This window comes from Haladaptatus sp. AB618 (assembly GCF_024136965.1).
In the GTDB taxonomy this organism is placed as follows: domain Archaea; phylum Halobacteriota; class Halobacteria; order Halobacteriales; family Haladaptataceae; genus Haladaptatus.
In genome coordinates this window covers 1-24701 of record NZ_JAMYJX010000006.1, presented here as the reverse complement: position 1 = coordinate 24701, position 24701 = coordinate 1, and the positions used below count along the sequence as shown (strand labels likewise).

General features: G+C 52.6%; 17 protein-coding genes and 3 pseudogenes. 10 read left to right on the top strand and 10 right to left on the bottom strand.

Features of this window, described 5'->3' with window-relative positions:
• The first annotated feature begins 479 nt into the window (after positions 1-479).
• Complete coding sequence (locus NKF26_RS17205) at positions 480-1118, top strand: helix-turn-helix domain-containing protein (RefSeq protein ID WP_253227058.1); 639 nt, start codon at positions 480-482, stop codon at positions 1116-1118.
• 76 nt (positions 1119-1194) lie between these two features.
• Here NKF26_RS17205 and NKF26_RS17200 read toward each other — a convergent pair whose 3' ends face one another.
• Positions 1195-1830 (bottom strand): helix-turn-helix domain-containing protein, encoded by a 636-nt coding sequence (locus NKF26_RS17200; RefSeq protein ID WP_253227059.1) that lies wholly within the window; start codon positions 1828-1830, stop codon positions 1195-1197.
• A gap of 261 nt (positions 1831-2091) precedes the next feature.
• Here NKF26_RS17200 and NKF26_RS17195 point away from each other — a divergent pair, with 261 nt between their 5' ends.
• Together NKF26_RS17195 and NKF26_RS24440 are read left to right on the top strand one after the other, a co-directional pair.
• Complete coding sequence (locus tag NKF26_RS17195) at positions 2092-2739, top strand: helix-turn-helix domain-containing protein (RefSeq protein ID WP_253234657.1); 648 nt, start codon at positions 2092-2094, stop codon at positions 2737-2739.
• Positions 2740-2832: 93 nt separating this feature from the next.
• Complete coding sequence (locus NKF26_RS24440) at positions 2833-3126, top strand: HalOD1 output domain-containing protein (RefSeq protein ID WP_369682163.1); 294 nt, start codon at positions 2833-2835, stop codon at positions 3124-3126.
• Positions 3127-3283: 157 nt separating this feature from the next.
• On the opposite strand, the gene NKF26_RS17190 is transcribed toward NKF26_RS24440, so the two are convergent.
• From NKF26_RS17190 to bioB, 5 genes and pseudogenes are all read right to left on the bottom strand, one after another.
• A complete protein-coding gene (locus NKF26_RS17190; protein WP_253227061.1) occupies positions 3284-3619 on the bottom strand; it encodes a transcriptional regulator in 336 nt (111 codons plus the stop codon).
• Positions 3620-5084: 1465 nt separating this feature from the next.
• Positions 5085-5771 carry a dethiobiotin synthase gene (gene bioD / locus NKF26_RS17185; protein ID WP_253234656.1) on the bottom strand — a complete coding sequence of 229 codons (687 nt, stop codon included), beginning with the start codon at positions 5769-5771 and terminating at the stop codon, positions 5085-5087.
• On the bottom strand, positions 5768-7027 hold the full coding sequence (locus tag NKF26_RS17180) for an 8-amino-7-oxononanoate synthase (protein WP_253234655.1): 1260 nt from the start codon (positions 7025-7027) through the stop codon (positions 5768-5770). Before NKF26_RS17180 ends, bioD begins: the two co-directional genes overlap by 4 nt.
• Positions 7027-8051 (bottom strand): annotated as a pseudogene (locus NKF26_RS17175) (transcriptional regulator). Before NKF26_RS17175 ends, NKF26_RS17180 begins: the two are co-directional and overlap by 1 nt.
• A gap of 46 nt (positions 8052-8097) precedes the next feature.
• A complete protein-coding gene (gene bioB, locus NKF26_RS17170) occupies positions 8098-9201 on the bottom strand; it encodes a biotin synthase BioB (RefSeq protein ID WP_253227064.1) in 1104 nt (367 codons plus the stop codon).
• Positions 9202-10179: 978 nt separating this feature from the next.
• Between bioB and NKF26_RS17165 the strand changes: the two genes are divergently transcribed.
• Positions 10180-11136: a glycoside hydrolase family 5 protein gene (locus NKF26_RS17165; protein WP_253227065.1), complete on the top strand. Its 957-nt coding sequence runs from the start codon at positions 10180-10182 to the stop codon at positions 11134-11136.
• A 57-nt stretch (positions 11137-11193) separates the two neighbouring features.
• Here NKF26_RS17165 and NKF26_RS17160 read toward each other — a convergent pair whose 3' ends face one another.
• Entirely contained in the window at positions 11194-11766 is a 573-nt protein-coding gene (locus NKF26_RS17160) for a hypothetical protein (protein ID WP_253227066.1), read from the bottom strand.
• Between the two features lie 389 nt (positions 11767-12155).
• Here NKF26_RS17160 and NKF26_RS17155 point away from each other — a divergent pair, with 389 nt between their 5' ends.
• Positions 12156-13472, top strand: coding sequence for an ABC transporter substrate-binding protein (locus NKF26_RS17155; protein WP_253227067.1), 1317 nt, complete (start codon positions 12156-12158; stop codon positions 13470-13472).
• A 1995-nt stretch (positions 13473-15467) separates the two neighbouring features.
• On the top strand, positions 15468-16013 hold the full coding sequence (locus NKF26_RS17150; RefSeq protein WP_253234654.1) for a ferritin: 546 nt from the start codon (positions 15468-15470) through the stop codon (positions 16011-16013).
• Positions 16014-16086: 73 nt separating this feature from the next.
• Here the strand turns inward: NKF26_RS17150 and NKF26_RS17145 are convergent, their stop codons facing one another.
• Positions 16087-16551 carry a hypothetical protein gene (locus NKF26_RS17145; RefSeq protein ID WP_253227069.1) on the bottom strand — a complete coding sequence of 155 codons (465 nt, stop codon included), beginning with the start codon at positions 16549-16551 and terminating at the stop codon, positions 16087-16089.
• 117 nt (positions 16552-16668) lie between these two features.
• Between NKF26_RS17145 and NKF26_RS17140 the strand changes: the two are divergent.
• Together NKF26_RS17140 and NKF26_RS17135 are read left to right on the top strand one after the other, a co-directional pair.
• Positions 16669-17871 (top strand): annotated as a pseudogene (locus NKF26_RS17140) (PAS domain S-box protein); the annotation flags it as partial.
• 44 nt (positions 17872-17915) lie between these two features.
• Positions 17916-20111 carry a bacterio-opsin activator domain-containing protein gene (locus tag NKF26_RS17135; RefSeq protein WP_369682162.1) on the top strand — a complete coding sequence of 732 codons (2196 nt, stop codon included), beginning with the start codon at positions 17916-17918 and terminating at the stop codon, positions 20109-20111.
• On the opposite strand, the pseudogene NKF26_RS17130 reads toward NKF26_RS17135, so the two are convergent.
• Positions 20107-20334 (bottom strand): annotated as a pseudogene (locus NKF26_RS17130) (hypothetical protein); the annotation flags it as partial. The gene NKF26_RS17135 and the pseudogene NKF26_RS17130 sit on opposite strands and share 5 nt — an antisense overlap.
• Before the next feature lie 11 nt (positions 20335-20345).
• Positions 20346-21308 carry an aldo/keto reductase gene (locus tag NKF26_RS17125; RefSeq protein ID WP_253227078.1) on the bottom strand — a complete coding sequence of 321 codons (963 nt, stop codon included), beginning with the start codon at positions 21306-21308 and terminating at the stop codon, positions 20346-20348.
• 257 nt (positions 21309-21565) lie between these two features.
• Here NKF26_RS17125 and NKF26_RS17120 point away from each other — a divergent pair, with 257 nt between their 5' ends.
• Both NKF26_RS17120 and NKF26_RS17115 read left to right on the top strand, forming a co-directional pair.
• Positions 21566-21721: a DUF1059 domain-containing protein gene (locus NKF26_RS17120; protein WP_190303831.1), complete on the top strand. Its 156-nt coding sequence runs from the start codon at positions 21566-21568 to the stop codon at positions 21719-21721.
• Between the two features lie 1431 nt (positions 21722-23152).
• A partial coding sequence (locus NKF26_RS17115) for a hypothetical protein (RefSeq protein ID WP_253234652.1) occupies positions 23153-24701 on the top strand: 1549 nt, incomplete at its 3' end.

Here is a 24701-nt window from a genome sequence, read left to right as displayed (position 1 = left end):
CCGATGAGCTCTTCGACGTGCTCTCTCACCCGTACCGTCGAGCTATTCTCCAGGTGTTATTGGCTTCAGGGCCACCGTTGACGGTCACAGACCTCGCCAAAAAAATCCAAACGAACAGTCCTTCCGAGCAGACGACTGGTGCCGAACAACTGGACCAACTGCGAATAAAATTGCATCACGTTCATCTTCCTCGAATGGCTGATGCAGGTGTCCTCACCTATAATCCCAACCAAAACCGGATCCCCGCATGCGATTTGGAGTGGACACTCTCCGAAGCAAATAGAGACCTGATTCACTCACTACTTCAAAACTCACCATCTGTTTCACAGGATACTTCTCATCTTGATTAATCAATAATTGTGGAATATATCTCTGAACAGTCAATTTATGAACGAATCCTTCGGCAGTAAAGGCACCTTGATTGATGAAGGTCACCGTTATCCCTTATTCCTGCATATTTTCCCCCAAGAGATTTGATCATGTCGACGATTGCTGATATCACATTGCCCGGCAACTCATTTCCACTCGGACAATTACTGACAGATAACCCAAAAATTCATATCGAAATCGAACGGCTCGTCCCGCTTGGTGACCGGGTCCTGCCTTTCTTCTGGGTGAATGATAGTTCGCCGGAGATCCGGTCAACTCTCGAGAATCAATCTATCGTCGAATCAGTCGAGCACCTCAGTACCGTTGACGATCGAGATCTCTACCAAGTAACGTGGTCGGATGTCGTTAACGGGGTCATCGACGCCCTGATCGACACCAATGCTGCGATTCTCGAAGGCCAAGGACTGGCAGGGCAATGGGAACTCCGACTTCGCTTTCCGGATCACGACCACCTGCAACAATTCTCGCGGATTTGTGAGGAGAACGATATTGAAGTCACTCTTAATAGTATTTACAATCCACACGTTCCCAATGTTGAGGAACAACTCACACAGACTCAACGGCAGACACTTGCAATGGCGTACGAACTTGGATACTTTACTGTTCCCCGCGAGAGTACACTCACTGAACTCGCTGACCACTTCGATATCAGCGAGCAGGCAGCCTCACAACGAATTCGACGAGCAATCAACGTCGTTATCCGGCATCTCGTGTTCGATGAATCATAACTCGACTCTGACTGAGTCAGAGTCGAACCTGGAGTATCTGTCATGAGCGCAGCATCAATCGAGGATTCAAGCCCCACTAGTCAACCATAGTATCGAAGATAAGCGAATTGAGCCCCCGACGCAATCGTTGTGAATAGGCACTATCACTAATCCCGAACTCCGATGATAGCTTCGCCAATGAAGTTGAGCGCGGCACGTCGAAATAGCCGTGTTCGTACGCCGTGATAATTGCCTCGTGCTGTTCAGAGGACATCGGAGTTCCTTTCTCCGGATAATGCGGGTTGTAGAGCCGCCGGAGCATCACCGGAATGCCGCGTTCTTCACAGCGCTCGCGAAAGTCAGACAGTGCTTCATGGCTCGGGAACTGCAGTCGGAAGTCCCATCCTTCCCCGATGCTTTCTCCCTCGAGCATCCGGGCTTGAGTCTCGATCAGAAGTTGGATGATTCCATCGACTTCCGAACTCCAGTGGACTTCATACAAATCGCGCTTCCCATCGGTCGTAAGATATCGTACTTCTTCGGTGAGTGATGATTGCTCGAGTGTGTAAATTATCTCGTCTTGATTGCCGTCAGATACCCAGAAAAGTGGGATAATCTCATCGCGCAGTGGAATGAGTTGTTCCAGTTCAATGTGGATGCTAGGAAGCTCTTCGAGTAACTGGCCAAGTTCGAACGAATTCGCGGGGACTGTGATATCGACAATTGGAATCATTAAGCGTCACCAATGGTTTAATCAGGATCGGCTGAGATGGCTGCATGCGCTGTCGCGGGCATCATCGTCTTCTAATACTTCCTATGTTCTCACACCGTATAGATATACCCTTCATATCTAAACCCCCATGAACCAGCTAAGATGATTTCTCCCCTTTTTGTGATCTATGTGTAGTTGTTTCGTAACGAAATTTCGAATCCTTCGCTAACGAAGGCAGAACATATATCTCTATGACCCGTACCTTTAGATACGAAGTCCACCATGGCAACTGTCGTCGATCTCACGCTGCCCGGAGAATCTTTTCCGTTAGGTCGCCTCCTCAAAGAGCACCCTGACATACAAATCGAGTTGGAACGGTTAGTGCCACTCGATAATCGGATTCTCCCGTTCTTCTGGGTGACTAACGGATCGGCAGCACACATCGAATCCGTGCTCGAAGCCCAGCGAATCGTCGAATCGGTCGAACTACTCACGACTGTGGAGGATCGGTACCTGTATCAAGTCACCTGGACCAGTGAAGTCGACGGCGTCATCGACGCACTACTGGCCACTCAAGGCGTTATCCTCGAAGGCCAGAGTGTTGGTAGGCTGTGGGAGATCCGGTTGCGGTTTCCGAGTCACGAACAGTTGCGGAAGTTCAACCAGTGCTGCGTTGGAGCGGGGATCACGGTCGATGTCAAGAGTGTGTATAATCCCCACGTCCCGTCGATCCAGGATCAACTGACGACGACTCAATGGGAAACACTGGTCTTGGCGTACGAATGGGGATATTTCGCCGTTCCTCGTGAATGCACTCTGACCGAACTCGCGGAGTATTTCGAGGTGAGTAAACAGGCGGTGTCCCAACGATTACGCCGTGCCACCAATACTGTTATCAAAAGCATCGCGTTCTCCTCTTCTCCCGATTGACGATGTAACCAAAGTATAAAAGATAGCATCTACTTACCTTCATCACCGAAGGCTAGTATTAATTAGGACCTATACGTAGGTCAATTGGGACCAATGTCATCTGACGAGCGACCAGACGACGAAGGGAGATCAGATCTTTCAGAAGATTTCCAAACTCAAGCGGGGGAAACTGACATTGTCAAAACCATTGTTCAGTCAGTTTCTACTGCAAAGAACACCGACCCCGACGAACTCCCACCGCTCTATCATTCGTTGGATGCTGAAGCACTCACCGACCTTTGGCGCTCCAGATCCCGATCCGAGGAGGACAATTCACTATCGATATCATTCGTCTATTCTGGATGTCAAGTAATCTTATCGAACGACATAATAACGGTCAAGAAGTAGCTATCCAATCATTTTGGTAACATACTAACGTTCAGCAAGTACGTATGACCAATCGAACAAGCCGTCTTCGATAGTATCTTCTCTCGAGTTCGACTGTCTGACCTCGAAACGCCACTCAAACACTGTGCCAATATATGACTCGGTTAGCGAGCGGATACTACGGCCACCCCTCGGGCAACTCATCCGGATGATCTAGCATCAACGTGAGTAGAGGCGCAATTTCATCGAAGTTCGGCCCTCGACGAATCGTTTCCGTCTCGGGATCCCAATCGATATACCCTGCGTCTGCCAGTTTGGGCAGGTGTCTGTGTTGCAACTCCATTTTTAACCGTTCGACCTCATCAGTCGTCTCATCTGGCGCGAACGAGTTGGATGCAAACTCATCTTCCTCGCGTGGATTATGATCTAAGACTTCTAGGAGGATGCGGCGGCGGTACGACGAACGTAATGCATCGAACAACGTATCGATCGGTGGGCCAGTGGATGCGTTCATGATGTGTCTTCCGTGTTGTGAAACCTGTCTCCTATATTGCGTTCCACGTGCCAACCACGCGAAGAGAACGGGGAACAGCTGCACGACCGGTAGAACCCGATTCAAGCGGCCCCTTCATCATCAGGGAACAAACGCATTTGAGTATGACTTGGCAGTAACAGATTCGCTCTATAACCAGAAGAGAGTGTGGTTGATATGTGAAGGCCGGAAGTCGTCGAAATTGATCAACGCACCTGCACGAGAGCCACAAAGACCCCGAAAATCCATACCACAGGTTCGACGAGCCGGTCGTAGAGCACCATACACCCACCAAACAGACACTCTCGGCATCTCACGGTACTGTGAACGGTTCATATCGCCGAACTAGCGGACTGCGATTGTAACGGCCTCGGTGGCTTCCCCTTGCTGGTCATGCGTGCGAACGGGACGAAAAGAACTGCTGAACTACCCACTGCTTCAGTCTGTTTCACTATGTAATCCTGATGACATTCTCGGAGATCACCGACCAGCGACCGCTGACGGGAAGTGCGAAAGCTGTGACCGACGATACACCTGAGAGAAATACACAACAGCACGCGGCCGCTATCGCTGCCGAGTACTTTTTGGAACGCTTGGGATTTTCACCTTGGAGGCTGAAGAATGACGAACCAAAGGAGTGCGACTATGTGGGTTTCAGCGGTATCTCGGAACCGGTGAGCCGACTTCATTAACAATATTCGACACAGTAATAATGGAGAGTATTATGGTATCTTGGCGATAAAATCTTTGTGTGTAGAGCAAGTGTCTATGCAGTGCCATGGAACTACTACATCGGTTACGCGGTGCCTTTAGTTCAGAAACCCCGTCTCAGCAGACCGAACAGCAGGTACGGGCGACCGGTGATATCTTCGAATGCGAAGAATGCGGAACCACCTTTATCTCGAAACCATCCTGTTGTTCAAAGTGTAACCAGAGCGACTTCCAGAATCTCGGCAGTTGTTAATCTGATCTCTCTCATCGTTCTCTTTGTACTAATCTCGTTTCTAACTATTGGCGTCATTTACAACGCCAGATCTCACTTTTGCACGTGCTGGCAATCCACGGTGGAGTGCTTCCACTGCCCATGAAACAGATGTTCGTTGGCAACGAGGACTGACCTGATCATATTCCAAGAGCCGACGGAGTAGTCGACGATACCATCGAAGGAAATGGGGTTATAATGAGCGCACATCGAGTCCGTCGCGTCATCGGTGGTCGCTGCTAGAAGCGGATGAAAGCGATCGCGAGTGTTGTGTGGATTTTCGTGCCGGTCCCATCGACACTCTTTCCGTTCGTTCTCCCACTCTTTTACGTAATGGATGTAGAAATTGCCATCGAGCTGTAACTCGATATCGACAGTCTTCAGCGCAGTACGCCGTCGTATATAGATGAGGCGCAAAAACCGTTGATTCGAGCGGTGTGAACGTGATATCGGCCGTCACGTCGGCTACTTCTCGTGTCCGGTCAACCTTGCGATGAGCGCATCGAGATGATCCGCGACCGCGAGCGCGTCGGCTGGTGTGTCGAGTGACAAAGGTGGGACGGTGTGGATCGGCCGATCAGTCATTCCGCTCAGGGTCGTTGGATTTGTCCGCTCGGCGATTGTCTTTCCAGCGTACTCGTTGAGTACCACACCGAGTACTTCGACGTCGCGCCGATCCAGCGCTTCGATGGACAGCGCAGTGTGGTTGAGCGTCCCTAACCCCGACTGTGCGACAAGTACCACCGGGAGATCGAGGGCTGCGACAAGGTCGATGACTTCCTTATCTCCGGCGAGCGGGACGCGCAGGCCGCCGATACCTTCGAGGACGCCCACCTCGGCATCGGCCAGCGCGCGTTCACAGCTTACTTCTACATCATCGTAGGTGAGGTCGACTCCCTCACGATCGGCGGCGACAGCCGGTGCGAGTGGTGGTTCGAGTCGTTCGAGGCAGGTCGCCGCCCGACTCTCGTCGCAGGCTGCACGGACGTATGCTGCGTCGTCGTCAGGGGGATAGCCGGTCTGGACAGGTTTTATCGCACGAGCGTCGGCGCCGTGCTCACGGAGCCCGCCGACGAGCCCGGCGGTGATGACGGTCTTTCCGACACCTGTGCCGGTGCCGACAACCGCAAAAACATCGATGGCGTCGGTCACGACTGCACCCCCTGTCCCGAGGGGTCCGTCGCCGTCCGTTGTGAATCCGGTTCCAGATTCAGGTCTGCATGGGCGGCATCGAACGCCGCCAGACAGCGGTCGATTTCCTCGTCGGTGTGGGTCGCCTGTGGAGCGACGCGCACCCGGCTGGTCCCTTCGCGGACCGTGGGTGGACGGATGGCCGGCGCGATGACTCCACGTTCCTCCAGGTAGTCGGCCAGCGCCAGCGCGTCCGTACCATCGCCGATGAGTACGGGAAGAATCTGTGTCTCCCCGAGAACGCGGTACCCCCGAGTTTCCAGCCCGTCACGGAGTCGGTCGACATGGCTCCACAGCCGTTCGCGCCGGTCGCCGGCCCGTGCGAGTGAGAGTGCCTCGCGAGCTGCTCCGACCGCCGGTGGCGCAAGCCCGGTCGAGAAAACGAACGACCGAGCAGTATTGAGCAGGTGTTCGACGAGTCTCTCACTTCCGGCGATGAATCCACCCTGTGCAGCAAGCGTCTTCGACAGAGTGCCCAATTGAACGTGGACTCGGTCGCCCAATCCTTCGCGCTGGACGATTCCGCCGGCACGTTCGTAGAGCCCTGTCGCATGGGCTTCGTCGACCATCACCCACGCACCGTGGCGCTCCGCGACATCACAAATTCGCCGGAGGGGAGCGATATCCCCGTCCATCGAGAACACGGAGTCGGTAACGACCAACCACCGCTCGTCTGGTGCGGCCTCCCGGGCCCGATGGTCCATCGCCGCGCCGAACGCGTCGGCGTCGCAGTGGTCGTAGACGACCGTCTCGGCGTCTGCGAGCCGACAGCCGTCGACGATACTCGCGTGGTTTAGTTCGTCCGAGAAGATGACGTCGGGGGCGAGCGCGGCGACCGTCCCAACATTCGCCGCGTATCCCGAGGAGAAGACGAGCGCGCGCTCGGTTCCCTTGCTCTCGGCGATGTCGCGTTCGAGTCGGTGGTGGAGACCGGTGTCGCCCGTGATGAGGCGGCTCGCACCCGCACCGGTACCCACCTCGTCGGCGGCACGGGCGGCCGCCCGCTGCACCCGGTCGTCGCTCGCTAACCCGAGGTAGTCGTTTGCGGCGAACACGAGATGCTCTTCACCGTCGAACGCCGGGATGTCGCCGCCTGGGTCTCCTGTGACCCTCGTTCGGGCGGCGACTCGCTCGATAGGTTGTAGGTCGCGGCGCAGTCCCCGTCGCTTGCGGTCGGCTAGCCGCGCCGCCAGGTCGAAGCCGTGGCCGTCGACCATTAGAACCCTGGCATGATTTCGGCCGGGCCGTAGACGCCGTAATCACCGGTCCGGTTACGCCGGACTGCCGCCCTTAGATACCCAAGGGCGGGCCCGTTGACGTTCGCTGCCATGCTCGTCTCGTCGCCGAGTTCGAACGTGTTCGTCCCCCGCTCGCCGTCGAAGGTACGTCCAGTGACGCTGACGGTCGTCTCGTCGGCTTCTCGTCGCTGCGTACGTCGAGTTTGCCGCCGACAGTGACGTCCTCGGCATCACAGATCCCTGCACGTTCGAGTAGAACGTCGTCGGCGTGCTCCATGTCGTGGAATTCGAGGATGCCGTCGTGTTCTTCGATGATCGCCTCGATCTCCTCGTCGGTGAGATCGCGGGCTGTCTCGATGTCATAACCGTCGAGGTGGGCGATGTCCTCGCGGACCGTTCCTCGATTGTCCTGATATCCAGACTTTAGACCGACGCCCCACCAGATATCGACGGATTCGACCTCGACGAACGACTGGGCAGCGAGCGCCGCCGCCCCGGTCAAGAAGCCGGGAGTTGCCCCTGCACCGCAGACGAAGGTGATACCCGCTTCCCGAAGCGTCCCCTCGCGGTCATCGAGCATGCCGATAACCCGCGAGCGCTTGAGTACGTCCACGAGGACACCCTCGTAGCCCGACTCTGCGAAGCGTTCGGCGACGCGTGGGATGAAATCATGTTCGAGGTTTGGCAGCGCGATCAAGACGGCATCGAGTGAATCGCCCTCCGCGATGATGTCGTCGATAGGCGTCTCCGTTGGTCGAGCCTGCGCGGAGGCGGCGACGCCCCGCTGTTCACCGTGTTGTTTGACTACTGCTCCCCCGTCGCTAGCGACGTTTCCTTCCGTCGCCGCGAGCAGTTCATCGACATCGAGTCCGTCGTGGTCGACGGCGACGCCGTGGCGGTCGCAGGCTGCCACGGGGGTGAGCCCCTCTTTTTCGGTCGATACGTCGAGTGTTCGTCGGCCAATTCCTCCAGTTCCCAATACTGCGAATCTAATCTCGTTCATCTGTTGTCGGTATGTCGTGTTCGTGTCCAGCTTCTCGTCTCGGTTGTCAGTCGTTGCGGGCGTTGCTCGTTGCACTCCCTACTGCTGTTGTGTCGGTGCTCGGAGGGACGCCAGTGCCGACCGCCTCTGGGTCGAAGTCGTTGACCGCTGTGTTCGGCTTGAGACCAGCGCGTTCCATGATCTCGATGTCGTCGGCCGGGGACTGGCCCTCGGTAGTGAGGTAGTCTCCCGTGAGAATGCCGTCGGCGCCCGCCTCGAAAGGAAGATGCTGTTCGTCGGTCGAGAGGTTGACCTCGCGGCCGCCGGTCAGCCGCACTCGCGCATGGGGGTGGAGCAGCCGGTAGACGGCAATAGTCTTGATGATCTCTTCGGTGGAGATATCCGCCGACTCCTGGTCTCCGAGGGCAGTCCCTGCGACGGGATTGAGTATGTTGACCGGCAACGAGGAAACCCCGATATCTTGGAGCGCGATAGCGGCCTCAACCCGATCAGTCGGTGTCTCACCCATCCCGAGGATAACACCAGCACAGAGATCCATCCCAGCATCCTTGGCAACCTCCAAGGTTGCCACCCGATCCTCGAAGGAGTGGGTGCCGACGATTTCCGGGAAATACCGGGGAGAGGTCTCTATATTGTGGTTGTAGTGGTTGATACCCTCTTCAGCGAGGATTCGTGCCTCCTCTTCGGTAAGGATACCGAGGCTCGCATCCACCTCTACGCTGGTCTCGTCACGCACTAGTCGGATCGCCCGGAGTACCTCTGCCCACTCGTCGGGACGGCGCTCCTTCGAGACGCCTTTCTCGGCGACGACGATACCGAACCGCTGGGCACCGTCGCGTTCTGCGCGCTTCGCCGCCGCGAGGATTTCCTCGGGGTCGAGAAAGCTGTACGTGTCGATACCGGTGTCGAAGTGGACCGATTGGGCACAGAATCCACAGTCCTCGGCACAGCTCCCTGCTTTGGCGTTGACGATACTACAGGCGTCGACCGTCCCGTCACCGAGGGTCGCACGGACTAAATCGGCGCCAGCCGCGAGCACTTCTACCGGTTGGGCTAACAGCGCCAGCCCGTCGGTTCGGTCGAGGCGCTCACCGTCGAGTACTCGCCCGACCGCGTCGTCTATCGTCCGATTGCCAGTTTCGTGAACCACGATTCTAGACCGGGTTGACGAGGTGATAAAACCATGCCTTTACTGTTGTTGAAATTGATTGATTTCACGCAGAACATACTGGTCGGGCATCGCAACGCCGGTGTCACTTCTCCTCGTTGGACGTCACACCGTAACGAATCGCTACCGGTGAGTGGAAGCGTCAGTGCCACACGAATCGCGTACTAGGTGAATGAGATGGCGATAAGTCCGTTTACTAGTACCACGCCCTCATCCCACGAACGATACCTCCGGCAGAGAGATGCCACAGAAGAAGCATCGGTGTAACGGCAGCGACAATTGCCACAATGCCTGCCCTTCCCGACGACGGGAGGAATTCGCGGGCGAGAAGGAAGTTTCCAGGCTTCTCTGAAGAGAGTCGTAGCGAGAATTCGTACTTTTTCGAAGAGTTATCCTATACTTTCCGTAGATTCGTCATCGTCATTTCCGATATGGCTCATTGATGAGAAGGGTTAGTGTATCGGGAAGGGGTAGTAGACAGTATTGGAATATGGTCGCTGGACTACAGAATCGACCATAGAACGAATCGATACTACTCATTAAAGCGAAGTAATGAATAAAGATTGCAGCTAATCAGAGCAGAAGAGTAACTGAATCCATACGAGAGGGGTTACATTCAATCGCTTAATGATTACTCTGGAAGATATTAATAGGAATTCCACCACTTATTAATTCTATAATTATAATGAATAGGTAGAATTCGCATTATTTTTATCGAGTTTCAGATTATCAATACTTTCTGCCCATACGTTTACAACTCATGCTGTCGTCTTCTAACAACAACTATCGATGGATGTTACACGACGACAATTCATTTGTGCGAGCAGCACCGTAGGAATTGGGCTCACATCGTCTGTTAACGCTGTAGGCACAACTACGAAGACGAACACAGAGGACGAAGCGACTGTCGATATCCGGGGTACCCTTTATCTCCCGAGTCGCGATTTTAATTTCTATCAAATGTGGGATAATTACTCGCCCGAAATTATCGAACGCGACCTAACATATGCTGCTCGTCTCAATTTAAACGCGATTCGAACCTGGGTAAGCTACGAATACTGGCTGAAAAATCCAATAGCACATCGAAAAGCGATCGATCATTTTCTGACGACCGCTTCAAAGAGGAATATCCGTGTACTATTCAGCTTGTTCGAAAATGTTGGTTCGGCACCAAGTCACAAGAATTTAACGAATACAGACCCGAAAACCGCAACAGCAGTTCGCTCACCTTCGCTAAAAGTCATCCAAAACCAGAACCGATGGGCAAAACCACGTGAATTTGTACGGTGGTTCATGGATCTGTATCGAGATGACGAGCGACTGCTAGCCATTGAAGCGATGAACGAACCAGGATGGCGCAACGACGTCAAGCGGTTTGCGAAGAATATGTTCCAGATACTCCTTCAGAATCGTGGGACAATCCCATTAACAGTAGGCGCAACCAGTTTAATCAATAGCATAGATTATCTCGATTGGGGAAGCGATATTTTACAGTTCCATTATAATTACCCATCAAGTAAGAAAGTATTTGAAGATTTGCTGCAAGATTATCGGGAGATATCATCAAAGATAGACGAGCCGGTTTGGTTAACTGAGTGGCAGAAAGTCGCATCATTCGGATGGAGTAATTCAACTAAAGTGATTAAGGATTGGTATCCAAACTATGGCTCACTCGCTCCACTGATGCGAGAATACAACGTCGATAACTTCTTTTGGTCACTTATGCTACAACCAGCATACACAGTACCGATGCGTCAAAAGGGTGTTCTTAACGGGATTTTTCATGAGGATGGTTCTGTCTGGAGCCAAACGGATGCAAGAGCAATCAAAGCGATGTCAGGCGATGGTACGTTCATCGGTGAGGAACGCAAAACATGGCCGAACTGGGCCAGTTCGGCGCAACATCCACTCAGATAACGAGAGTGATATCCTCGCCCAATTGGTATCGGTTGGGGATCGGATTAGATGCGATCCTTACACCTTGTCGACTTTATTATTGGAAAACTCGTTTCCTATCAAATGGATGGCAATCGTGTCATCACCAACCTTCATTCCAATCAAATTATTCTCTACCGTATTATCACGGGTCACTACGAGTTGAGATTTCTCAATAGAGATGCCGTACACGTTCGACGAAGCCTGTATATTTCGAATTTGACCGATCTCACCTTGCCGAAACGCGACACCTTTGTGCCAGTTGGTGACCTTCACATTTTTAACCTCCACACTTTCATCATTTTTGGGAGAGTTAACCTCGATTGCAACGGTGTGACTATTGCCACGGCCATCAATAGAGTGGCCCTTCCCGTCGAAAATGACATCACCGGTCCGTATCTTGATGCAACTTTTGGAGATTTGTGTCCCCCCACCGTTCGTGATATTTTTCGTTAGTTCGTACGTACCTGGCTTGTCGATTGTCGTACAAGAATTGATCTGACGTGTGTTCTCAGTATTTGGAGAGAAGACTGTAGTAGGAAATGCAACGCAGGCAGATAACATTATGACTACTATTACTAAGACGGATGCCCGTCTCGGGTCCATTTCCATAGGGGGACTAACGAAGTTGTTACAGTTGAAGGTTATTGGCACCTGTGTATATTCTAATCAAATTTTTGCTTTGAGTCGTGTTTTTTGATATTTCTAGTAGTATTTACTATATTTCACCGCCTATTTTAAGTGATTGGTCAAGAGAGAACCATTACCGTTGTATTTCGAGAAGGGAGGCCTGAAGGAAGTAATAGGAATAGAGGATGATCAAATTATTCGACCTGGCTTCTTCCATCTATTTCTATCCAATGAAAGGAACAGTGAGAAAAATTCGCGGTGTTCTTTCTCTATTCGTTTGCGCACGTGGCCAGCGCGGGAAGCCACCGAGGCAGTCGTCAGTCGCAGTTCCGAGATGAGATGTTATAAGATGGAGGAAGGGTTACCTCAGTATGTCTACTATGCAATCGCGTCGTTTCTATCTCAAATCGATTTTTACAGGTTTGGGAGCAAGTAGTTGTCTTGCGGGTTGTTCTAGTCTTCGAGAAAACAATCGGACATCAACATCTACAGAAAAAAGACAAACTCAACCGACATCACTTGACATTCTGCATTCGTGGTCAACCTCTCTCGAAAAGGATGCTGCTCACGCTCTTTTTGATGGCTTTCAGCAGCGTCATCCGGATCTGAAGGTGGATGATCTGACCATTGGTGGACGGGTAGGTGGCGATTTGCAAACGACGGTTAAAAAGCGGATCATAGAGGAGAAATCACCCAGTTCGTGGCAGACATGGGGTGGTGAAAATCTCCAGACGTATGGTGATGCAGGGGCGCTTACAGAGATTCGTGATGATTTTTGGTCTGGCAAGACGGGATGGGAGTCGTTTTCACCGATCGTAAGGCGACTGTCGAAAGTAAATCGATCGTATGTTGCGATTCCATTCAATATACACCGGCTCAACGATCTGTTTTATAATATCAACATTTTGGAAGACGTTGGTATCGACCCAGAATCGATCGATGACCCGCAAAGTTTGTTGGACGCCGTGAAAATTGTCAAAGAGGATAGCGAGGCAGACGGGGTCGTGCATGCGACGAACACCTTCTGGTCAACCCTGGAATTGTGGGAATCGATGCTGTTAGGCGAGTTCGGATTCCAAACCCATCGATCCATCGTGGATGGAAACGTTCGATCCAATGAGGATGCGATACGGAGTTCGCTGGAATCGGTCAAACAGTATTGTAACCAGTCCCCCGAGACTGTTATTTCACCCAGCAGGGATCAAACAGTAAAACGGTTTCAAAACGGAAACTCTGCATTTTTCTATCAGGGTGATTGGGTCGCCAAGGAACTCATGACCGACGACGAGTTCCGCTACGGGACAGATTGGGGCCATATGGCGTTTCCCGGTACCGAAGACGATTTCCTCCTCAGTCTGACTCTGTTCCCATTCCCGGAGAACAGTCCATCACACGAGAGTACAGCCAAATTTTTACGGTATATCGGGTCCCGCAACACGCAAAAAAGGTTCACACTGTCGAGGGGTGCTATTCCGGCGAGAAACGACGTGTCACAGGAAGCGTTCGGTCCATTCTTCCGTCAGCAAATCGCTCGGTTTCGAGGCCCCGAAACGAATGTACCGTCGATGAGCCATGGGTTAGTGATCGCTCCAGAAGCGTGGACAAAACTAACGGGTGCAATGAAAAGTTTCACCTCCACATGGGATGTCGATCGGACGACCCAGCATCTCATGGGGATGTTCGAATAGGAGAAATCCGCCACCATCTAACTGGATGAGTTCGTCGTCCGTTCGAAGATGACGACTCCGCGATTTCGGTATATACGTCGATATTCGTCCGAACGATATAATTCCGTCATGAGGGACTGCCGTTGATGATACTCCCGTCCATATACGGTGTATGTCCCCCTTGGAACATAGATATAGTCCGGAGCAGTGGACGTCAAGGCTATTTTCTGATTTAAATCCGTAATTGATCGTGTCGTCGAAAGTCGTTGATAGGCTGTATACTGCCATTGATACGCTACTGGACTTCGTTCCCACTCTACCCCCCATGGTCCGACAACATTTGTACGGTTTGCCAGATACGGGAACCATTCTGCCGCATCCCCAATGACGAGAAATTCCGACGACTGATCGACATTCTGTCGTGTCCATTGCATCGCTGTGTAGTCCTGTTTATCGATGAACGACGGCATCGAATTACTACCTCCATAGTCCGTAACTGCGCTGGAGGCATACAGTGTCATGATGTTTCCGCCGAGAACAGCGAGTATCAATAATACCGCGGTAAGCGCATGTTGACGCGACAGAGACGGTTGTATTTGCCGTGTGATCCACGGAATGAGCCCATCGAGTATAAATACGGTTGTCACTAGCGCCCCGATCGTGAAAATAAATCGGAGCTCCCCAGTGAGTATACCGACGAGAAGGAGCCATCCCGGGAGAAAAAGACGACGGGACCTGATGAGATAAATAATACCCACGACCGGAATAGCGTACCATAGGGAGGTCAATACGATGCCGTACAGATGTGGTTGTGCTGAGGCTGTTGTAGAGGGATAAGAAGGGGTAAGAATGATACCTGATAGAATATTAACCCCTCCTCCAAGACCACCATGAGTACTCGATGCTGAGATTATATTGTCGATACTATAGATCGAAATGATTCTTCCCCACCAAGGAGCGGTCAGGAAGAATCCACAAATCGCAATGAGAGCACTGTATGTAAAACCGCGAATCGTCCGAGAATACACGCTAGTAAAGACAATAATGCTCACACTAAGAAAGAGGGTATATTCTGGATGGGTAAGGGCGGTTAATGTGAAAAATAAGACTGTTGGTGTGATCCACCGCCACGACGTCGTTTTACACAGACGCAATGCTGTGTACAACCCAGCAAGCGAAAACAGGAAGGCAGGTGCTCGAACCACACCGCCAGCGGAAAAGTGCCACCGTACAAACACTGGTGTGGCTGCAAGGACGAAACTTGCCATTCCCGCCCGTTGAGTAGATTGGAGCAGTTCTTTGCTAAATAGGTAAAACGGGAGTAAGCTTGCGATAGTAATCACTCCTGGGAGATAGCGAGTGAGTGTGAAGAGGTCCACATGGAATATGCCATGAAGAACGGCAAGACAGTAGAACATCAACGGTGGATACGCAAACGGGACTCCGTTTGCTGTATACTGAGGTACTATTTGAGGGAACTGGTATCCGTGCTTTGCAATCAGCTCTGCCATCGAAAGGAATAAGCCGCCACCAAATGCCGGATATCGGTGCGTAGCTAGATAACTACAATACGTTAGAATTGCAATGAAGAGAGCGGGAGCTAACCATAAATACTCATAGAACCATTCCCTTAGAACATCTGTTTTAAAGTTAGAGGGCAACAATTGTGTGTACATTTTAGGACTACGAATGACCTAACTAGCAGTCTCTAATGGACTCGCCTTCTATGTTTTGGGTCCTACGATTGTAGTATGTTTTTTCAAACCATTCCGATGGGTATGGTGTGGGAACGTGTAGGCCATCAGTTCGTCAGTCACATCGTCGATGGACACGGTATACCCTGGATTATGGGCGTCTCGTGGGACTTGTTGGTGACTTCTACGAGTCCGCGGCTTCGAAGACGAAGGAGAGTTATTCGGCCAGCATACCAATCTCCTCCCAACCATGGACTTCGAATAAGGTTGGGCGTCGATGACCCCAACAATGATGCCATGGCCGAGCGTTAGTCTAGAAGTTATGCTCAAAGATTCGCTTGAGGAGGCATTGAACGAACAGATCAACGCTGAACTCTACTCCGAGTACTTGTACCTCTCGATGGCGGCCTACTACGAGGATGAAGGTCTGCCCGGGTTCGCGTCGTGGATGCGGGCCCAGGCCGACGAGGAGAGTGCTCACGCGATGCGAATTTATGACTTCGTCATTGAGCGCGACGGACGGGTTACTCTGGATACTATTGACAGTCCCCCAAAGGAGTGGTCCGGTCCGTCTGATGCCTTCGAGGCAGCCTACGAACACGAGGTCGAAATAACCGAGATGATCAACGACCTCGTCGCACTCGCCCGTGAAGAGAACGACAACGCTACCGAGAACATGCTCCAGTGGTTCGTTGCGGAGCAGGTCGAGGAGGAGGCGACAGCACAGGCCGTTCTGGATAAACTCAAGCACGTCGGTGACGACGGTCCCGGCCTCCTGATGGTTGATCAGGACCTCGGCCAGCGCGGTGGTGCCGGAGGGGACTCGGGTGGAAACGGAGATTCCACACCTGAGTCAATGGGTGAGTAGCCAAAGACAGTGGCGTCGAATTTCCTATCGTCAGATAATGAATAAGCACTCTCAATTCAGTACGAAGCTGATCTTACTCTTCCAACTGATAATTACTCAACTTGCTCGGATCGACGGTATGGCTATCTGGGTCGTAGTCCACCAAGCCTGCATCGTCGAGGCGGGGCAAATGGTTGTGGTGAAGCCCGATTGTTACGCGGTCTATGACGTCCTCATCGGTGGTGTCAATCCCGTCTTCTCGCTCCACAACTTCCACGACTAATTCCTTGAGTTCGACAGTGGTGACGCCCTCTGTAAGGATATCGAGAATCAGACGGCGTCGCTCCACCGCAAGCAAGCTGTGAAGATCGCTTGCAGTCAATTCGTCTGTACTCGATTTTTCATCAATCATGTTGTTTGAGTTGTGGAACATTGGGGTCACTCCGATTCGGTCGATATCAGTGAGCGTATCTTTGATGAATGAACTTGATCCCTGTAAGGAGACGCTAGAAGTGATTAGGTTCTTCTCACTGGCCTGGTTGAACTGGTTCTGATCCAATAATATAAATTTTATTGATGGATCTGTTTGGGGATGTACATCCGACCATATTGATACTGTCTCGCCAGAATGGCTCCATCGACGGAAGCTTGATGGACCGGCAATCCAGTATACAGGATGATGAAATCGGGATCGCTAACCAACAGTCTTCGAGAAACACTCGCCATCTTCGACGAGTCTGAGGAACCGTGGACGACGCCTGAAGTGGCTGAGTCCCTTGACCTCGGTCGACGGAGCACCTACGCCCGGCTGGAGCGGCTTGTCGAGCACAACAAGATCAAAACGAAAAAGGTTGGCGCGAATGCCCGTGTATGGTGGCGTTCGCCAACAAACGCTGACAAAGCTACTCCTGACTGGTCGGCTGCTGCGGAGTCCCTTATCGACGACGTCCTCGGGGACGTCGAAGTCGGCATCTTCGTCCTCGACGAGAACTTTGACATCGCCTGGATCAACGGCGCGACGGAACGATACTTTGGGCTTGATCGCGAGCAGGTCATTGGCAGAGACAAACGCGAACTGATCGACGAGCACATCGTATGGGCCATCGAGAATTCGGAGGTGTTTGCGGAGACGGTTCTGGCGACGTACGACGACAACACATATACTGAACATTTCGAATGCCACGTGATGGCGGGTGACGAGCACGAAGAGCGCTGGCTCGAACACCGAAGTAAACCCATTCAGTCTGGAGAGTACGCAGGTGGCCGGGTCGAACTCTACTACGACGTTACCGACCTCAAACAAAAGGAGCAGCAGCTCGAAAACCAGCGGACCAAGTTGCGATCTGAACTTAACGAGGTGTTCGACCGCATTAATGACGCTGTTTGCGGACTAGATGCGGACTGGAGGTTCACGTACCTCAACGACCACGCCGAGGAGCTTATCGGGAGGACGGAAGAAGAACTTCTGGGCAAAAATGTCTGGGACGCTTTCTCCGGCGACCTCCATCATTCATTCAGGGATTACTACGAACGGGCAATGGAAACCCAGAACCCTGTCACCTTCGAGGAGTACTCGGATACAGCTGAGGCGTGGCTCGAGGTTACGGCTTATCCTTCCGAGAGTGGCCTCTCGGTCTACTTCCGTGACATCACTGAACGCAAAGAGGCCGAGGAAGCGCTGCGCGAAAGCGAAGAGCGATTGCGACTTGCGCTTGAAGCCGCAGACCTGGGAACGTGGGAACTCGATCTCCGGACCAGCGAGTCACCCGTCCACTCTCCAATTCACGACCGCATTTTCGGTTACGAGGAACCTGTTGAAGATTGGTGTCTCGAACGGTTCATTGATCACGTCCACCCGGATGATCGTGATACTGTAGAGCAGCGATTCGAAGATGCGTTCGAGACGGGCGATTGGACCTTCGAGTGTCGAATCATCGCGCGGACAATACACAAGGCTGGATCATCGTTCACGGCGAACTACACACTAATGACGAAGGTGAGTTCAGTCGGGCGATCGGCGTCGTTCAAGACATCACTGAACGCAAAGAACGTGAACGGGCACTCGAAGAATCTGAGCAGCGCTACCGAACGCTTGTAGAGAACTTCCCAAACGGAGCAGTCGCTCTCCTAAACGACGATCTACAACATACGGTTGTCGGAGGACAGGGCTTTGAAAAACTGGATTTCAGCGCTAATGACCTCCAAGACAAACGGATGCAAGAGGTGTATTCTGAGGACGTCTTGGAACTCATCGAACCAAACTACCGTGCTGCACTCAATGGTACGGCGAACTCGTTCGATCTGGAGGTCCAGGGACGAACGTTCGAATTTCGAACGGTCCCATTGACTACCGACGATGATGACGTGTTCGCTGCTATGGTAATGTCACAGGACGTAACCGAACGTAAACAATACGAAGAGCGACTCCAAGCGCTCTACACATCGTCACGCGGATTCCTCACAGCGGACACGACACCAGAAATCAGCCAAATACTCATCGAGACAGCGAGCGATGTCCTCGACCTTCCTGGTGTCGTCTTCTATGACTACGACGCCGAACGTGACCGCCTCGTCCCCGAGAAAACGTCTCGCGAGGCTGACTTCATGCGTAAGGAGTTTCCAGAAGTCCCGTCCGACGATAGTAGCATCACAGGCAGCGTGTTCAGTGGTGGCGACCCCCAGTACTACGAGAACGTACTTGAGGCACCAAACCTCCAGATGTCCCCAGATGCGACCGAAATGCGTGCCGGTCTGTTCGTCCCACTGAGTACCAAAGGAATTCTCGTTGCTGGGTCACGTGATGTCGATGGATTTGATGCGAGTACCCGTCAATTGCTGAGGTTGTTGGCGACGAACGCCGAAATTGCGTACAAACGCTTGGCTAGCAAACAGGAACTCGTCCACCGGAACGAGCAACTCGCGGCGCTGAACAGTCTCAACGAAGTAATCAGAAAGATGATAGATTCTGTCATCAACCAATCCACGCGCGAGGAGATTGAGGCGACCGTCTGTAAGCACCTTGCCGACTCCGATTCGTACCTATTTGCCTGGGTTGGCGATGTCGATGCCGCTACTCAAACAGTGAACATGCGGGCTAAAGCTGGCATTGAGGGTGATCTCGACGGGATCACGATCTCTGTCGATCCCGACGATGATCGGAGCAAGGGTCCGATCGGCAGAGCGTTCCGAACAGGCGAGATACAAACGACACAGGATTTCGACTCTGACCCCCGGTATGACCCCTGGCGGGACGAAATCGAATCGTATGGCTTCCGATCGTCTGTAGCAATCCCGATCGTCCATGAGGATACTGTTTATGGTGTATTGAGTGTCTATGCGGAGCGGCTACTCGCGTTTGAGGGGCACGAAGGCGAGCTGGTCGCGCAACTCGGTGAGATCATCGGCCACACCATCGCTGCTGCTGAGCGAAAACAGGCGCTGATGAGCGACGAACTCGTCGAACTGAAGTTCCAGTCTCAGGACATCTTTGCGGACCTTGACGTTCCAGTCGAGATGGAGGGGACAATCACACTCGATAACGCTGTCCCTGTCGGTGATGACGAGTTCCTCGTGTATGGCACCGCAACTCCGGTCGCTATCGACGCCTTGACCGGCCTCGTCGAGACGCTCCCTCACTGGGAAACGGTTACTTTACACTCGGAAGGGAATCCCACCAGCTTCGAACTCAGGCTAACTGAGCCGCCCGTACTCTCGGTTATCGCCTCGATCGGTGGCCATGTCAAGCAAACCGTCATCGAAGATGGTCAGTACCAGATGACGATCCACCTCGCACCGAGCGTCGATATTCACCGAGTCATCGACGCCGTTGAAGAGGCATATCCACAGACCGAGATGATTCGCCGCCAGCAGATTACGCGGTCACACGACGATTCCCAGCGCATTTTGCGGCATCTTGTATCGGATCTCACCGATCGACAACACGCCACCCTGGATGCTGCCTACCATGCGGGTTTTTTTGAGTGGCCTCGTGAGACATCTGGTGAGAATGTTGCCGAATCAATGGGTGTGGCCCCACCGACTTTCCATCAGCATCTCCGGAAGGCTGAACGGAAAGTGTTTGACGTAGTATTTTCATCTTTGACACAAGGTACCGGATAAGATTCTCGATGAATCGGAAAGCGTTCACGAAGGTGACCGCATCGCCGTACCCGTGCGATGCAAGTACTGTTTCGGCACCCTCCCCTGCAGCAATGTCGGTTGTGGAAACGTATGCCTGTGTAGTCGGTCCTGTGCTGAGATGTTGTGCTGCGAGTGCGGCAAGCGCAGCATCTGCACGTTCGATGTCATCAGCGGGTCGGTCATCAGCATTCGCGATGTATCGCTAGGGAGGCACTATTCGCGCTGTCTGGCCTCGAAATATGCCTCTGAGATGCGGTCACGTTGGTTGTCGGTAAGTGTGCAGGTAACGGCCTGTAGGTTTTCTTCGATCTGCTCACGAGTTCGTGCACCAAGGATGGGGGTAGTGACTCTGTTGTGATCTGCAAGCCAGCGGAGTGCCACGACGGCAGGATCAGTATCACACTCCTCGGCTACTGCTTTCACCGTGTCAAGTACAGCCCATTGACGCTTCTCGAACCCGTCCCACTCAGAGATTGCACCGCGTGATCCTTCCGGTGCGTCTTGATCGCGGTCATATTTCCCGGTGAGGAACCCCCCTTCGAGGGGTGAGTATGGAACCACTGCGAGGTTTTGGTCGACCGTTACGTCAAGATAGCTTTGGACGTCCTCTCGATACGCTGCGTTGAACTTCGGTTGTGTCACCTCGAAGCGCTCAAGCCCTTCAACGTCGCTCGTCCAGAGGGCTTTCGTGAGTTTCCACGCCGCCGCAGTCGAGATACCGAGATAGTTGACTTTCCCTTCGTGTACGAAGTCATCCAGTGTCGAGAGGGTTTCTGCAATAGGCGTGTCGTCGTCCCAGCGATGGATGTAATAGATATCGAGATACGACGTATCGAGTCGGTCGAGCGTCCCCTCAAGTTCAGTTCGGAGTGCGGGTCGGGAGAGATTCTCGTTCAGTGGGCTGATCTGGTTCCAGTATGCTTTCGATGCTATGACGAACTCTTCGCGGTCTCGTTCGTTGAGCCATTCACCAATGATCTCCTCACTTCGCCCATCTGCATACGTATTCGCCGTATCGATGAAATTCCCGCCAGCATTGGCGAATGCATCCAGAATCGTATGTGATTCCTCGGGTGTCGCAGCGAGATGATCGCCCATCTCCCGGCCGAACATCGCGGTTCCCAAGCAAAACTCAGACACACGGAGCCCTGTGGATCCCAATCGGACGCTGTCCATCTCCATAGTGTATTCATATGCTCTGCGTGTAAAATATTCACGGGCACTTAGGGAACTTCTGCTCAATCGATGGAGACTCTGATGGCCATCAACGCCCATTGCGTCGTCGATCGTGTTCGGATCGAAGATAGACTCAATAAACACTACTCGTTCGGAACATCGGAACTACCCTGCACAAGCAGTACTTTTCGATCAGTCTATCGAACCCGATTCTGGCTGCCAGTAGTTTGATGCCATTCACTGGGCTAGCAGGCAGTATGCCACGACAATTCAGTTGTGTGGTCGAGGGATGTGACTTCACCGCGGAAGGAGTCACTGAAGAAGAGGTGCTTGAGCAAGTCCAAGAACATGCGAATGCTGAACATCCGGACGTCGACGTGGAAGAAAGCATGGTTCGAGAAAACATAGAGTAGTCATAGAACCGTCGTCCGCTAAACAATACCTGTTGTACTGCTTCGGGCCAAAATTCCGACCCTGGAAGTCTACTCCGTGAGTACGGTGACGGCACAAACGATTGGGGCGGAATTCGAGATGATGCGGGTTAAATGCCAAGCGGGTAGCCGATGGTGAACTGATTTCACCGTTTAGGGTCCTGTCGAGTCGTGCCTCTGACTTCACTTAGACAGGCGTGGTGGCCGAGTTTCCCCGAGCCAACTCAACCAACGAGCGTATCGGAAAAAGAAATTCTGACCAGTTTCTCAAAACCAAATCACAACGGCAATTCACTACGATACCAATCGATTCGCTCATCCCCCATCTCCGACAGCATATGGGTCACTAACAAATGTAGTTACGTTCTGTTTGTTCTTTCTCTACCGTCAGGCACCCTCGGGTACCGATTGCTCCGTCCGAAGTGGATGAGTGATTCTACGGTCGGTTCTCGATTGACTGGTTGTTAGAACTTTCCTGCCGGAAAATTGAGTAACAGACCCTCACATTAGAATTTAATAAACTGAAAGAAAACAACATTAGATATTAATTTACTGAATATCACGTACTCCTTAGTTAAATAATATAATAAAATCAGACTATGTCTGCCGAACTTATTTCCTCGTTCGGATCATTAGTGGAGATACGCTCTTACAACCCGGTACGACGCCATCGTTTGGCGCCATCAGCTGACAATGTCGCCGTGTCTGGTTGTGAGAGCACTTTCTTTCTCTCTCCATAGACAGGGACTAGAACGTGGCGTACAACATCCTCGTTCGCAGTCTAAAGAAAGTAAGAGCGGGATGCTCCGAATCAACGTCACCAGAAATCAAAGAATTCTGGTTGGCGAACGAGACGCTTTGCGTCTCGTCAACGTCCTCAGAAACACGTTGTGTTTCTGATGTGCGGACGAGAGCTTTGCTCTCGTCAACGTCTGTGGAGGCTGCGCTCCCTACGGGAAGCACGTCGGTTCCTGCAAAGAGCGTAGGGCGAAGTAGTTCACATTTCCCATTGTGGTTCAGCTTCATCCACCCACCCCGGTTGGGTGAATCGCTTCATCATGCATCACGTATCATCGAAACATGGCTTTCATAAATTATGTTTTTCTTATATTCTGTTCAAATGTCCCTGTGAGATTATTTTTCACTTTAAAAACCCAATGACGAAATACTGTTTATACCGTTCATGAAGTTTTAAACAGTGGAAAAACGAGGGAAATAGAACTAAGCACCAGATAATTAATAAGGGGTGGTGAGACTGGACTTTTGATGGTGTCAGACAGGCAAAATCAAAATATCGCAAACCGTAGAACATATCTCAAACTAACTGGAGCAGTCATAGCATCGTCTGCAATCATGGGAACCGCCTCTTCATCCCAATCAGACTACAGTGATCAGTACGACAACGTCATTGATGTGACTGAGGCCGGAGCGGACAACGATGGAAACGAATCCATCACACCGGTACTCCAAGACAACGCGGGCGACGATACGCTCCTTTACTTCCCTGAAGGAGAGTATTATATGGATTCGCAGTTCCGCTTTACTGGCTTCACAAACTTCGGGATGGTTGGCCAGAACGCGACGCTCATCCCGGCGAACTACAGCGACTTCGACGGTGGCGGTGACAATAACTACCGACTCTTCCGACTCGGCGTCGTGGATCAGCCCGGGAAAGACCTACGAGTCGAGAATTTCACCGTCGATCAAACCGCAGAAAACACTGGTATTCGTGTCATCGAGGCCGAGGTAACAGACGGGTTGACCATCCGCGATATCGAGGTCAAAGGCACACACGACAGTGGAACGTGGGGGCCGCTCCGAGCCGTCGTGCACAACTCGGACGGTAGCGGTCTCGTCGAACGATTCGAGGCACCTGACGGAGCCGTAGTGGAACAACACGCGCCGAGCGATTCCCTGTGGCGTGGACCGACCGGTATCCTCTGCAACGAAGCGAACAAGGGGAAGATGACATTCCGCAACTGTGTGCTCGGAAGCTACCCGGACAACGGACTGTACGCCTCCAACGGGACCGGCGCCATCCAGGTCGAAGGTGGTCACTTCGAGAACAGTCTGAGTTCGAACGTCCGTATCGGTGGCAAGAACAGTTACGTCGAGGACGCCACTATCATCGTCGACAAAGAAAGCAACAACGACATCGCCCAGCGTGGTCTCCGCATGGAGAAAGGCGCCAGTATCGTCGCACGGAACGTCGATATACGGACGAACATCGATAATAGTCCCGCAATTTGGGTTACGAGCGATGCGGACGACGTAACGGTTGTCGACTCCACTATCACGGTTCGAACCGATGGCCCAACGAATGCAATTTATATTCAGGAATCCTCGGGCCGGACGAGTATCAAGCGAACGACCGTCGACCACGAGACTGGCGGTTCGGAGGCTATCAAAATCAAGGAGGGTGAACAGCCAGTTTCCCTCGAAAACGTCACCGTTACCGGGAACGCAGCGACCAATGGCAGTCGGAGCGCCATCCAGAACAACCGCGACGGTAGCGAGTTCCGCAATCTGAAAGTCCACCACGGCGGGGAAGAGGGTCGACGGGCACTGACGAACACGGGGAATAACGTCGTAATCTACGAAGGCGACTACGTCTCCGAAGAAAACGCGCTCGTGGAGAGCGGTACCGGAACGATGATAGAAAGCGTCTCGGCACTCGCACATAGCGGGAACGAGGCACTTCGCATCACGAGCGACGCCGAAGGAGTCACCGTCATGGATTCCCACATCGAGAACGGCATCGACGACAACAGCCCGGACGGATACGAGGGCAGCAATAATAGCTGGGAGTATGACGGCGGCGACAAGGACGACGGCGACTCCGGTGGCGATTCTGGCGGAGACTCCGGCGGAGACTCAGGAGGCAGTTCCGGTGGAGACTCCGGTGGTGACTCAGGAGGCAGTTCCGGTGGAGACTCCGGTGGTGACTCAGGAGGCAGTTCCG

Coding starts and splice junctions, on each gene's coding strand:
- NKF26_RS17200 (WP_253227059.1), bottom strand. CDS start 1,830: ATGATTCCAATTGTCGATATCACAGTCCCCGCGAATTCGTTCGAACTT.
- NKF26_RS17165 (WP_253227065.1), top strand. CDS start 10,180: ATGTGGGATAATTACTCGCCCGAAATTATCGAACGCGACCTAACATAT.
- NKF26_RS17180 (WP_253234655.1), bottom strand. CDS start 7,027: ATGGTCGACGGCCACGGCTTCGACCTGGCGGCGCGGCTAGCCGACCGC.
- NKF26_RS17150 (WP_253234654.1), top strand. CDS start 15,468: ATGCTCAAAGATTCGCTTGAGGAGGCATTGAACGAACAGATCAACGCT.
- NKF26_RS17190 (WP_253227061.1), bottom strand. CDS start 3,619: ATGAACGCATCCACTGGCCCACCGATCGATACGTTGTTCGATGCATTA.
- NKF26_RS17155 (WP_253227067.1), top strand. CDS start 12,156: ATGTCTACTATGCAATCGCGTCGTTTCTATCTCAAATCGATTTTTACA.
- NKF26_RS17125 (WP_253227078.1), bottom strand. CDS start 21,308: ATGGACAGCGTCCGATTGGGATCCACAGGGCTCCGTGTGTCTGAGTTT.
- NKF26_RS17160 (WP_253227066.1), bottom strand. CDS start 11,766: ATGGAAATGGACCCGAGACGGGCATCCGTCTTAGTAATAGTAGTCATA.
- NKF26_RS17205 (WP_253227058.1), top strand. CDS start 480: ATGTCGACGATTGCTGATATCACATTGCCCGGCAACTCATTTCCACTC.
- NKF26_RS24440 (WP_369682163.1), top strand. CDS start 2,833: ATGTCATCTGACGAGCGACCAGACGACGAAGGGAGATCAGATCTTTCA.
- NKF26_RS17120 (WP_190303831.1), top strand. CDS start 21,566: ATGCCACGACAATTCAGTTGTGTGGTCGAGGGATGTGACTTCACCGCG.
- NKF26_RS17195 (WP_253234657.1), top strand. CDS start 2,092: ATGGCAACTGTCGTCGATCTCACGCTGCCCGGAGAATCTTTTCCGTTA.